The organism is Nocardia coffeae (assembly GCF_019890715.1).
Taxonomy (GTDB): Bacteria; Actinomycetota; Actinomycetes; order Mycobacteriales; family Mycobacteriaceae; genus Nocardia; species Nocardia jiangxiensis.
The window spans coordinates 40,129-50,832 of the sequence record NZ_JAINZY010000027.1; the positions used below are offsets into that span (position 1 = coordinate 40,129).

General features: G+C 63.3%; 11 protein-coding genes and 2 pseudogenes. 8 read left to right on the forward strand and 5 right to left on the reverse strand.

What is annotated here, in order from left to right:
* Positions 1 to 159: 159 nt before the first annotated feature.
* Positions 160 to 624: pseudogene (locus tag K7711_RS48210) on the forward strand (IS110 family transposase); the annotation flags it as partial.
* 310 nt (positions 625 to 934) lie between these two features.
* Here the strand turns inward: K7711_RS48210 and K7711_RS45545 are convergent.
* On the reverse strand, positions 935 to 1,765 hold the full coding sequence (locus tag K7711_RS45545; RefSeq protein WP_222979166.1) for an SAM-dependent methyltransferase: 831 nt from the start codon (positions 1,763 to 1,765) through the stop codon (positions 935 to 937).
* Positions 1,766 to 1,976: 211 nt separating this feature from the next.
* Positions 1,977 to 2,654: a GntR family transcriptional regulator gene (locus K7711_RS45550; RefSeq protein WP_222979168.1), complete on the reverse strand. Its 678-nt coding sequence runs from the start codon at positions 2,652 to 2,654 to the stop codon at positions 1,977 to 1,979.
* A 141-nt stretch (positions 2,655 to 2,795) separates the two neighbouring features.
* Between K7711_RS45550 and K7711_RS45555 the strand changes: the two genes are divergently transcribed.
* Together K7711_RS45555 and K7711_RS45560 are read left to right on the forward strand one after the other, a co-directional pair.
* Positions 2,796 to 3,308, forward strand: a complete 513-nt coding sequence (locus K7711_RS45555) for an OsmC family protein (protein WP_222979170.1) — start codon at positions 2,796 to 2,798, stop codon at positions 3,306 to 3,308.
* Between the two features lie 860 nt (positions 3,309 to 4,168).
* Positions 4,169 to 4,327 (forward strand): annotated as a pseudogene (locus K7711_RS45560) (glucose-6-phosphate dehydrogenase (coenzyme-F420)); the annotation flags it as partial.
* A 43-nt stretch (positions 4,328 to 4,370) separates the two neighbouring features.
* Here the strand turns inward: K7711_RS45560 and K7711_RS45565 are convergent.
* The 3 genes from K7711_RS45565 to K7711_RS45575 all read right to left on the reverse strand — a co-directional run bounded on the left by K7711_RS45565 (position 4,371) and on the right by K7711_RS45575 (position 6,120).
* The gene (locus tag K7711_RS45565; RefSeq protein ID WP_222979172.1) at positions 4,371 to 4,838 is read right to left on the reverse strand and encodes an NUDIX hydrolase; all 468 of its coding nucleotides are present in this window, start codon (positions 4,836 to 4,838) and stop codon (positions 4,371 to 4,373) included.
* 201 nt (positions 4,839 to 5,039) lie between these two features.
* Positions 5,040 to 5,252, reverse strand: a complete 213-nt coding sequence (locus tag K7711_RS45570) for a DUF397 domain-containing protein (protein ID WP_222979175.1) — start codon at positions 5,250 to 5,252, stop codon at positions 5,040 to 5,042.
* On the reverse strand, positions 5,242 to 6,120 hold the full coding sequence (locus K7711_RS45575; RefSeq protein ID WP_222979177.1) for a helix-turn-helix domain-containing protein: 879 nt from the start codon (positions 6,118 to 6,120) through the stop codon (positions 5,242 to 5,244). The genes K7711_RS45570 and K7711_RS45575 overlap by 11 nt, the downstream gene beginning before the upstream one ends.
* A gap of 350 nt (positions 6,121 to 6,470) precedes the next feature.
* On the opposite strand from K7711_RS45575, the gene K7711_RS45580 reads away from it, so the two are divergent.
* The 5 genes from K7711_RS45580 (at position 6,471) to K7711_RS45600 (ending at position 10,319) form a co-directional block, all read left to right on the forward strand.
* Positions 6,471 to 6,839 (forward strand): hypothetical protein, encoded by a 369-nt coding sequence (locus tag K7711_RS45580; protein ID WP_222979179.1) that lies wholly within the window; start codon positions 6,471 to 6,473, stop codon positions 6,837 to 6,839.
* A gap of 615 nt (positions 6,840 to 7,454) precedes the next feature.
* Positions 7,455 to 7,763, forward strand: coding sequence for a hypothetical protein (locus K7711_RS45585; protein WP_222979181.1), 309 nt, complete (start codon positions 7,455 to 7,457; stop codon positions 7,761 to 7,763).
* A 55-nt stretch (positions 7,764 to 7,818) separates the two neighbouring features.
* Complete coding sequence (locus tag K7711_RS45590; protein WP_222979183.1) at positions 7,819 to 8,805, forward strand: hypothetical protein; 987 nt, start codon at positions 7,819 to 7,821, stop codon at positions 8,803 to 8,805.
* A 72-nt stretch (positions 8,806 to 8,877) separates the two neighbouring features.
* Positions 8,878 to 9,756 carry a helix-turn-helix domain-containing protein gene (locus K7711_RS45595; RefSeq protein WP_268929831.1) on the forward strand — a complete coding sequence of 293 codons (879 nt, stop codon included), beginning with the start codon at positions 8,878 to 8,880 and terminating at the stop codon, positions 9,754 to 9,756.
* Between the two features lie 278 nt (positions 9,757 to 10,034).
* Complete coding sequence (locus K7711_RS45600; protein WP_222979187.1) at positions 10,035 to 10,319, forward strand: hypothetical protein; 285 nt, start codon at positions 10,035 to 10,037, stop codon at positions 10,317 to 10,319.
* Positions 10,320 to 10,704: the final 385 nt, after the last annotated feature.

The following is a 10,704-nucleotide window of genomic DNA, read 5'->3' on the forward strand; positions in this document are numbered from 1 at the left end:
GCCATACGTGGTTGTGATTCGGATCTGCTGCGTCAGATCCGGTTGTGCTGCATGATGTTCGATTTGTGGTCGATGAGTTGTCCAAATGCCTTGTCCCAGATGAGTTGTGGGCGCTGGCCGATCCGTTGATGCCAGAGTTCACGCCGCGTCCACAGGGTGGTGGCACAGCGCCGGCCGACGAGCCGCTCCGTTCGTTCTGTCCGAACGTGCGGGAATCCCGCTGTCCGTGGGCATTTCATCGTATCCGGGCGTTACGGCACCGACACCCCCGGATACGGTGAAATGCTCACCGCTGCACAACGATTCCCGCAACAGGTGTGGGCGATCGAGGGCTGCAACGGTGTCGGCTGGCATGTTGCGCACCGGCTGGTAGCCGACGGGGAAACCGTCATCGACGTCCCGGCGAAACTGTCGGCGCAGGTGCGGGTGTTCGCCACCGGCAACGGCCGCACAACCGACCCGGTCGATGCGCATCCGGTCGCGTTGGCGGCGTTGCGGGCGCCGAATCTACGTCAGGTACAGGCGGATCCGGAACTGGTCGCGTTGGGTCTGCTGGTCGATCGTCGTGACGAGCTCGGTCGTGCCCGCACCGAATTGTTGAACCGTATCCACCGGCTGCTGCTGGAGTTGGTACCCGGAGGTGCCGAGAGGGTTCTGCCGGCCATGCAAGCCCGCGCCCTGGCCGAGACCGTCGAACCGGTCGATGCCACGGCCCTGGTTCGTCTGCGGCTGGTGAGCGAGCTGATCGACGATCTCGAGGTCGTCGACCGGAAAACCAAAGCTGCCGACAAGGAACTCAAACAGTTGGTCCTCGCACGCGGGTCGACCCTGATGGACCTGAACGGCATCGGCCCCTGCGGTGCTGCACGGCTTCTCGCCGACACCGACAACATGCACCGTTTCGCCTCCCGGGACCGGTTGCGGTTCACCGTTTTCAGCGCGGGTGAATTCGACGCGGATCAGGTGGGCGTTTGTACCCGACTCCGCCGAGGACCACCCGTTGCTCCGGTGCCTGCGGCTGTGTCGCTGGTCCGGCGGGCCACCAGTCTTCGAGTTCGGTCAAGCCTGGCGTGAGGAGTTCGAGCCCGTCGAAGTACTGGAGTTGCTGTTCGCGGGTGCGGAACCAGCCCGAGCCCAGGCCGCCGTCGAGGAACGCTCGTTCGAGTTGTTCGGCGAGCGTGTGAAGTTCGTGGTTCTCCTCGGCTGGATCCCAGAAATTGGTGACGGCCATGAATGATCCGTCGGGTAGCAGCGTGTTGTATTCGCGCATCACCTGGGCTGGATCGAGGCCGTCGTCGAGGTGCTGCAGCAGCCCACAGACGAGGACGCCGATCGGCCGGTCCCGGTCGATGTGGCGAGTCACTTGCTCGTTCTGCAGTAGGGTGCCGGCTTCGAGGATGTCGCCGTGGAGGTAATGGGTGTTCTGGTTCTGTTCGAGGAGCGCGCGGCCGTAGACAGCGCACATGGGATCGTTGTCGACATATATCACCCGGGCGTCGGAGTTCTCTTGCTGCGCAACCTGATGCGTGTTGATTGCTGTGGGCAACCCGGCGCCGATGTCGAGGAACTGATCGATCCCGGCCGAGCCCGCCAGAAACCGAACCACCCGAACCAGCCAGCGACGGTTCATCTGCGCGAGTTCACCGTGCCGCGGCGCGATGCGTTCGACCTTCGCCAGGGCTGCGCGGTCGACCTCGTAGTTGTCCTTACCGCCGAGGCTGTAATCGTAGACACGGGCGATAGTCGGTTTCGTGACGTCTACCATACCCGGGGTAGGGGCTCGGTCGCGTGGTTTTGCGCAGGTCAGTGACTGTGATTGCGGGGCAGGGATCAGCATCGGTTTCCCTTCCGAGGAGTTCGTGACGGTCCGAGCCGCGCGAACTCCGGGTAGGTCGGTGTGGCACCAGTGGGCGGGTGTGGAAGCTGCGGCAATCGGCACCGGCTCATACGGTTTCGCGGTGTGGCGTACGTGTGGTTCATGGTGCGGAGAACTGCAGGATGCAGGGGTATCGGTCGGGGCGGACGTATGCGCGCTGCAATATGGGTGCACCGTCGGCGAGGTCGAGACGCGCCTCGATGCAGAAGGTGACACTGCCAGTGGGGATCCCGAGCGCCTCGCAGACCTCGGGGTCGGGTGCAGCAGGCACCGTGCCCTCATACACGACACTGACCTGACCGGATTCCCGGTCCGATCCGTCGAGCAACATATCCGCGAGTTCGCTGGGCACCGAATCAGATGCGGCGGAACAGATCTGCAGGCAGATCAATGGTCCCCCATCCGCGCGTAATACCGCGGTGTGCACGGTGAGCAGGGTGCGAGGGGCACGGTCGAGCCGACCGGCGATCTCCACCGAGTGATGTTCACCCGTCGTGGTCGTGCGGGAGGTCTGCACACCGAGAGCGGTGAGGGTGTCGAGTAACCGGCGCAGAACCGTGGGTGGGGTGCGCACCAGTCCGCCGACTCGCGGGCGACGTTCGATCATGTCCAGGCGCCGGACCGCTTCTCGGACGGTGTGTCTGCTCACCCCGTAGTGCGCGACGAGTTCCCGGTCGCTGGGGAAGCGTTCGGTGAACTCGCCGGCGTCCAACCGTGTGCGTAGATCGGCCAGCACGGTGGACCACAGGGTTGATCCCTGTCGCGAATCCTTCGGCACCGCAACTCCTCTCGTCCGCGACCGGTCCGGTGGAACGAGCAGCGCGGCGGGCCCGGATCGGCCATACTTGGCAGGGTCAATTGTCCGTACAATACGGCAATTGTCCGTACAAATCATTCTGTCCATGAGAACGGGGTAACCATGACGAAGGCTCACACGCTCGACCTGTCGGCTTACGAAGCCACCAAGGCGGCGGTGGCCGATGATGCGAGCGTTGGCACCGGGGCGTTCAGCACCGTGACGACCTGGACCGCGGGCGCGCAAGCGCGCACCACCGCCCGCTCGTTCACCCTCGAAACCGATGAGCCCGCACCACTGGGCGGCACGGACAAGGCCTTCGATCCGATGGAACTGGTACTCGCCGCAGTCGGCACCTGCCTGACCATCGGATGGGTGACCCAAGCGGTCCAACGCGGCATCGAGTACCGGAACCTGCGGGTCGAGGTCAACGGCGACTACGATCTGCGCGGCTATCTCGCGCTGGATGAGAAAGTCCGGCCCGGATTCACCGGCGTGAACTATGTCGTACACGTCGACACCGACGCCCCCGCGAACGTCCTCGAAGAGATCCGGGCGGCCGCGGAAGCGACCTCACCGATGTTCGACAACGTCAAGAACGCCACCCCGCTGCGGGGCACCGTCGAACAAGTCTGAGGTCATCGCCGATCGAACCCGCACCGACCTTCACGCAAGGTACCCGACCACCCGCGCTGTGGCCTGAGCGTCCACAGGGCAGGCCGGATCCACCAGTGGTTGTCGTGAGTGGTCCGTGCGCCTACGGCGCGCGGACCAGGGTAGTTTCCGGCGGGGCGGCGGGTCTGCCTCGCCGCTGCCGTTCCCGGTCATGCCCCGTTGGGGCGGGTTGGCCGGGGTTGGTCCGCGGTAGATGTGTATGGACGGTGTCGAACAGAATGTGCCGGGCATGTTCGGTGTGTCGATGCTCGGTGAAGGGTCGAATATATTGCCAGCGGGCGCCGGATAAAGGCTCGGGTGCAAAGTTGTGGTGCGCTGATGATTCAGAGCCCCGGCGGTCGCTGATGAGAGCGGCAGGCGGAGCGGACCCTCAACGGTGGGCCGAGGTGCATGCGTTGTGGAACAACTGGATCGGGTATGCCGCGATCAGCAGGACGCGCAACCGCGACGCAAAGACAGCGCGCCGCCGCACCACAGCCGACTACTCTCCCAGGCATCCGAGTGCGGCAGCGCTCTCGATGGATCATCTGCGACCGGCGAATCCCCCGAAGCATGCCGCGCTGCGACGGAGCTTGCGAATCTGTCGCTCCTCCAACATATCCCGTGGGGACCTCGCGACGCGCCCGCACCAACCTCGTGAACCTCCCCTACCCACATCGACACCAACATCCTGCTGTGCCGCAACGGTTTCAGCGCCTCAGGGCGAAGTCGTCCACGCCGACCCCCAAGGAACCAACCGGTGCGGTAGCGGGATCGCCAGCAGTATGACGGCGCTCACTGATTTTCGGCGAGCGCAGTCACTGTCGCCGACCGCCGAGCAGAAGCACTGGATTACCGACCCGGACGAGGACGCGCAGCAGATCAACCCCAATGTGTAGGCTGGGTTGAACCACATCGTCTTCCATGCTCCCGGACGCGACCAGCGCCGTTTTCTGGATCTGTTCGAACGCGACATAGCGCCCAGGCTGCGCGCCCTGTGAGACTCTCGCGACTGCAGGTGGGGGTTGAGGGTATTTCGGTAAGTCACCCGAGGTGAGGATAAGTACCGGAAAGGAAGTCGCCGATCTGTTGGCGCATGCTCGGGTGGATGTCGTACTGGTCGAGTTCGTCGGGCTGGACGTACGCGACGCCATCGGCTTCAGCGTTGGTGGTGGGCTCGCCGTCGATGGCTGTTCCGATGTAGGTGTTCTCGTATTGTTGGCGGGCCTCGCCGTCGGTGTAGGCGATGATGTGGTTGGGGTTACTGTAGATGCCGAGAAAGCCGGTGATCTGCGCGGTGATGCCGGTCTCTTCGTGACATTCGCGTAGGGCGCATTGTGCGGCGGTTTCGCCGAGGTCCATCGCGCCGCCGGGCAATGCCCATTGCCCTGTGTCGCGGCGGCGCTGGAGCAGGATGGCTCCGGAGTCGTCGGTGACGAGTAGATTGCAGGCCACCACAAGCGAATTCGGCTTGGGGGCTTGCGGGTCGTTGTAGTACTCGATCCTGCCCACAGTGCGCGGTCCTCCCATCCGGTTACGCGGCAGCTCTCACGGTATCGAAGCCGTCGGTCAACCTACCGGCCTGTCCGCCGCACATGGGACAGATGCTCTCGAGTTATGCCGCGCAGCCCGTGCGGTCACAAGGAAGCGGTCCCACTCCGACATCGGTCAGAGTGGGACCGCTTGACATGTGCGATACGCAGTCGAAGACTGCTACGCCCCCTGCCGGTTGAAATCCCCGTCCCGTATGCACGTAGCGAATGCGTCCCACTCGCTCGGAGCGAAGACCAGCGCGGGACCGGTGGGGTTCTTCGAGTCCCGAACGCCGACGTGACCACCGCTGAGCCATGCCACCTCCACGCAGGCGTCCTTGTTGGGGCTTTTGCTGGATTTGAACCACTGTGCCCCGGATAGGTCAGCGATCACGAACGAGCTCCTCTGCGATCTTGAGAACGAGCTGTCTCGATTCGTTCTCGGGTAGTGCCACAGCCTCGACGGCCTGGTAGACACTACGGTACTGGTCCACCGCTGCAGCGTCACCCAGGTAAAGGTCACTGGCGCGCTGTTCGATGTACACCATCGGGTCTTCGTTCATCCAGTCGAGCTTCTGTGGCGGAAAATCGAACAGCACGAAAGAGCCCGAGGTCAGCCCGGCATGACCGCCCACAGACCACGGGATGATCCGGACCGACACGCCCGGTAGCTCGGAGGTCTCGGCAAGCCTTGTGAGCTGTCGGGACATGATCGCCGGGCCTCCGATCGGGTAGTGCAGCACCGACTCCGGCATCACAGCGTTCAGCGAAAATTCGTCCTCGCCCAGCCGTTTCTGTCGTCGAGCAGTCAGCTCGATCCATTGTTGAGACACCAATGGTGAGCCGCCCAGGGCTCCAGCCTCGATCATCGCTTGTCGATACTGCGGCGTTTGTAGCAGACCCGGCAGCAGTGATGCTTGGTATGTCCATATCTCCTTAGCGGACATTTCGAAGCCCAAGAAGAAGTCGAAGTCTTCGGGGATGGCGGAAGTGTAGCGGTGCCACCATGCGGTGTCGTGCGCCTCGTCAGTCAACGCGAGCAAGGCTTCCCGAACTTCCGGAGGAGCGTCGTACCGGGTACACAAGGCATCGATGTAGACGCGTTTCGGCAGACTGCCTCCGCGTGCAGTTTCCCAACGCCACAAGGTTTGCGTGCCGACCTGGATGTGCTTTGCCGCCGTCTCGCGGCTGAGATTGGCCGACTCCCGAAGTCGCACAAGGGCTTTCGCCATCATCCGTTGGGGCAATCTCGTACTGGCCATCGCTCACCTTTCGTTAGCGTAGCTACAGGTAGCCGTTCGAATGGAACGGCTACCTGAACTGGTCATATAAACCGTGTCATCATGGAATAAATGTATATGACTAAATATAGCATGGAACATTCCATACAAGCTGGCGTTGGGTGTCTACTTGGTGCGTGCACATCAAGCAAGCGTGGAGATCGACCGCCTGCACTCCTGAACCCGCTGCCTCGCGTAGTCGAAATAGCTTGCTGGACAGTGGTTTTGATACAGACAGAACGGCGGACTGGCCGAATTTTCCGGCCACGGATCGGGAATCTGCGCTCAGCTCGGCGCAACTTATGTCTGCCCCATCAACCGGAGGCGTCGGAATGACGAATGAGAAAGCAGCGCAACCAGATTCAGAGGAGGGTCGTCCGAAGGCGATCGGTGTGGTGCGAGGTGAGGTGTCGGGGATAGATGCGCCGCGGCATGCGCTGGAGGTGGAGCGTCACGCGATCGGGTTGGGGTATCGGTATTTGTACACGGTGCGGCCCCCGCGCGACGCTGCCGACCCGATCGCTTACGCGCTGGGTATCGCGGCCGGGCTCGATGCGGCGGTGATCGTGGTGTACGACCTGGCTCAGGTCGACAATCAACCGTCGCGGGTGTGTGAGGACTTCGATCTGGAAGCCGTGTGCCCGGCACAGACGTGGGCGCGGGCCGCACATCCGGTTTCGGTCGAGTCGGGGGCGGTGTGATGGACGAAGCTGTGATCGTGGCACCGTCACGGGTCTGTGACCGTGCTGATGTCGAGGTAGCGCATGAGCTGATGCAACATCATCTGGGCTGCCGGGTCGATCGGTGTGCGTGGAAGACGGCGGCCTATCGCACGCTGGTGGATGCAGGCCGGCTCATGCCCCCGAGGTGGAGCCCACGTGAGCGAGCTGCGGCACGGGGGCTCACGTTCCCGACGAGACTCGGTGAACCGTGCGGGCCCAGCGAGCTCCCGACGCACACGATCCGCGATGTGCTGAGCAAGCTTTCGGAGTTGGGCTCGCCTGCAGGGAGCACACCTGGCGTCGACGGCGATCGCTAGCCGTTTCGAGGGGTCGGTTATGAGTGAGCGCTGCACCGAAGCAGGCGGTTGGGTCGCGCACTGGAGTCTGGACCACCACTGCATTCGAATACTGCTGGTACGTAATAGATCCGAGACAGAGCACCTGTTTTCCGCCGCCATGCTCGCTGCGGCGCCGGATTTGGCCGAGATGCGTGAGCGGTTCCCGAGACCGTCGGAGTTGTGGGACGCGATCCGTCGGGAATATTGGGCGGAATTATCTCCAGGACAACAGAATTCGAGCGGAGCGATCTGACCGATGGGCGAGATGGATCGCGTATCGGATTCTGTCGGTGACCACGCCGAGTTCTCGCGCAGCCTGACCCGGACCATTCGGGCGTTGGGGTTGATCGGGAAGCCGATGTCGGCCCGCAGTCTCGCGGGCAGCTTCCCGCTCGGACCGACCATCGCCGCGCTGCGCTGGCTGCTCGACGGCGGGTACGTGGATTCGGGCACATCACACACCGCGGGGCGGCATCGTGAGCCGGTGTACTGGCTCACCAGCGAGGGCCTGAATTTGTATCGAAATCTATTGTGCCGCAGCAATACCGCTGACGGGCCTACCTGAAGAAACGGAGGATCAAACGTGACCTGTGCCGATCGAGGGAGCCGGAGTCGCGAGGGTGGTGATCAGCGTGGCTGATCGGTCGCATCCGCACATGTTCGTGGATGCCGAGAGCCGCTTCGCCGAGGACATGTGCGGCGTGGAGTTTTACGACGCGTTGTCTCTCACTCGCGCGCAGGAGCTGGCCGAGTTCCATGCCGACCACCGGCTCGACGAATGCCCGGTCCTGCGTGCGGCAATGGCCCGGTTGCGGCAGAAAACGCTCACCGGCGGAAGTGAACGGAACGCTCTGTGTGGGAGGGGATCTTCTGTGTTCGATACTGGTGTTGGCGGAATTCCCTGGCACGATTGTGATGAGGATCCGGGCCCGATCGTTTCGGTGGCGATTGCGGTTGCCTGTGCTGATCTCACGCGTGAGTGCGACCCGCAGCAGTGCAGGATGCACGCGCGGGTGTGCGAGGCGTTCGACGAGTTCGGCGTCAACCTGTTCCCGCCGCGTGAGTGCCTCGAGGGCGCGTACAACGCCCACATCGACCGGGTCAATGCCTTGGTGGCGGCCTCCCCGGTGGTTGACGTGCCCTACGAGTACTGCCGCATCGACCCCGGCCCGGTCCCCGAACCCGTGGGCCGCATACTGCTCGACCTCCATCATTATTGTGACGAAGGCTCCTGCAGAGCCAAACAACGTGGGCGACAGGGGATTACCTACGATTCGGCATCGGAGCCGGCGCCCAAGTATCGGGTGCCCGAGGAACAGATCGCTCTCGTTGTGGATCGTGTCGTGGCCGCCGATATCAGGTTGCAGGTGGCCAAGAGCGCGCTGCGGGCCGGGCAGGGTGAGACGTACGCGGAGATGATCGCCGCGACAGCCGATTTCGCCTCGGCGCGCCGCCTGCGTGACGCGTTGTTTCTGGCAGGTCTTCCCGATGACGGCACCGTCCCAGCGTTGACGATCAGGGCATTCGGGATGTCGCTTCGTGAAGTCCGCCGCCTCGTGCCCGGTCTGCGTGCCCGCATCGCATCCCCAGGAATGCACGACAGGTGACCTGCTACGGCTGCGCCTCGGTCGGGCGGGTGCGCATGGACGTGAAAAACCATGAACTACGAGAGGGTTGAGATGCTGGATCCTGTTCGGCGGTCGTTGGGCCGCCACCTGCGCACGCTTCGGATCGCGGCTGGTATGAGCCAAAGTACGGCGGGAAAAGCTGTCTATCTGTCCGCGCAGTCCATCGGCCGAATCGAGGACGGCCAATACACGCGGATGTCGAACCTCCACATCAACGCTCTGTGCGATCTCTACGGGGTCACCGGGGACGGCCGCGAGCTTCTGCTCGAGCTGATACAACAGTCGCGCGAAGCTCGGCGGTCGAGACAAGACTGGTGGAGTCCATTCACCGATCTGCTGTCCGCGGACGAACTGGATCGACTTGCGCTCGAACAGCACGCGGTAGCGGGAACGGCATTCGGCGGCACCCTGGTACCGAGGCTGGCGCACACCGCTGACTACCGCCACGCCCTCGAACGAATCCTGCACCCGCATGATCCGCCCACCGATATCGACCGGCGAGTCGAGCTAGCCGAGCAGCACAGGGAAAGAATAGACACCAATAACTTTCAAGCTCGCATATACATCCTCGAATCGGCGTTGCGGCACGTGATGGGGGGACCGGAGGTGATGCTCGCTCAGTTGTCGCATCTGGTGGAGATCAGCGCGCGACCGACGGTCTCGATCCGCATAATAGGCCCAGAGGTGACCAGCCACATCGGGCTTCACCTCGCCAGTTTCGTTCTGCTGGAGTTCGGGGTGCAGCTGGCTGGTGACCCACCAGAGCCCCCGGAGGTCTTCATCGACGGCGCCCCCCGGTCCCTGCGCCTGCAACGGGATGGGGACATCGGTCATTACGAGAGCGTCACCGACCAGCTGAGTCGAATAGCATTGTCCGAGAAGAGCTCCCGTATCCTCCTGTGCGAGATCGCACAGGATTATCGAGCGTAGAGACTGCCGCCATAGTTGGTGGTGTCGGCGCTGCGGTATGGAATGAAGATCCGGCCGGCCAGCGGTGCAAGAAGTCGCGGTTTCATCCGTGACGCTGCCGATCGGGTACCGATGTGAATGCAGTTCCGGCCGGGTTAATTTGGCAGGGGATGAGCAGATGTCGAGCAGGTCACCGCTGATACCTCCACCGGTGCGCCACAGCCGCCAGATCGTGGAATCACCTGCATCCCAGACTGACTCACCGCTCGTCCGGGGTAACCGAGCTCGGAAGGCTGCCGGTGATCGAGGGCACCGTAATCCGACTCGAGGTCGACCGGCTGCCCAGCGACGCCATCCTGAAACCGGTGTGGTTGTGGCATTCGGTCGTCGATCTCGACACGGACACGGTCGATGTGTTAGAGCAGGCGTTTCTTCGCCGGTTCGATATCGAACACACCTTCCGCATGCTGAAAAAGACCCTGGGCCGGACCAGTCCGAAACTCCGCGACCCGACTACGGCCGACCGGTGGACCTGGCTGCTTACACCCAGCTCCGCCTGGCCCGCAGCCTGGCCGCCGACCTGAGAAGGCCGTGGGAGAAACCCGCTGCCCCGCAACGGCTTACACCAACACGCATCCGGCGAGGGTTTCGGCACCTACGCGCGAACATCGACTGTCCCGCCCGAGCACCGAACCCTCCCGGCCCGGACCGCGCAGGCCACCCGGCCACCCGGCCACCCGGCCACCCCAACCAACACCCGCTACGACGTGCACATCAAAACCACCAGCAACACCCGAGCATCAAAACCAGCCGGGCCTCGACCACGCCATAAAGGTTAAAAAAACTCAAGCTAGGCGCGTGTTGCGGGCCGGGGTCTATCTCGCTAACGGTGTTTCCGGCGTTGTCTCTCAGTAGGTTTGGGTGTTGGGCCAGCGGTCGGCGAAGGTGATCGCGAAAGCGTTGACTGCT

Bases quoted from the DNA above. Each gene is read 5' to 3' on its own strand.
- K7711_RS45585 (WP_222979181.1), top strand. From the start codon at position 7,455: ATGGGCGAGATGGATCGCGTATCGGATTCTGTCGGTGACCACGCCGAG.
- K7711_RS45555 (WP_222979170.1), top strand. From the start codon at position 2,796: ATGACGAAGGCTCACACGCTCGACCTGTCGGCTTACGAAGCCACCAAG.
- K7711_RS45575 (WP_222979177.1), bottom strand. From the start codon at position 6,120: ATGGCCAGTACGAGATTGCCCCAACGGATGATGGCGAAAGCCCTTGTG.
- K7711_RS45595 (WP_268929831.1), top strand. From the start codon at position 8,878: ATGCTGGATCCTGTTCGGCGGTCGTTGGGCCGCCACCTGCGCACGCTT.
- K7711_RS45580 (WP_222979179.1), top strand. From the start codon at position 6,471: ATGACGAATGAGAAAGCAGCGCAACCAGATTCAGAGGAGGGTCGTCCG.
- K7711_RS45545 (WP_222979166.1), bottom strand. From the start codon at position 1,765: ATGGTAGACGTCACGAAACCGACTATCGCCCGTGTCTACGATTACAGC.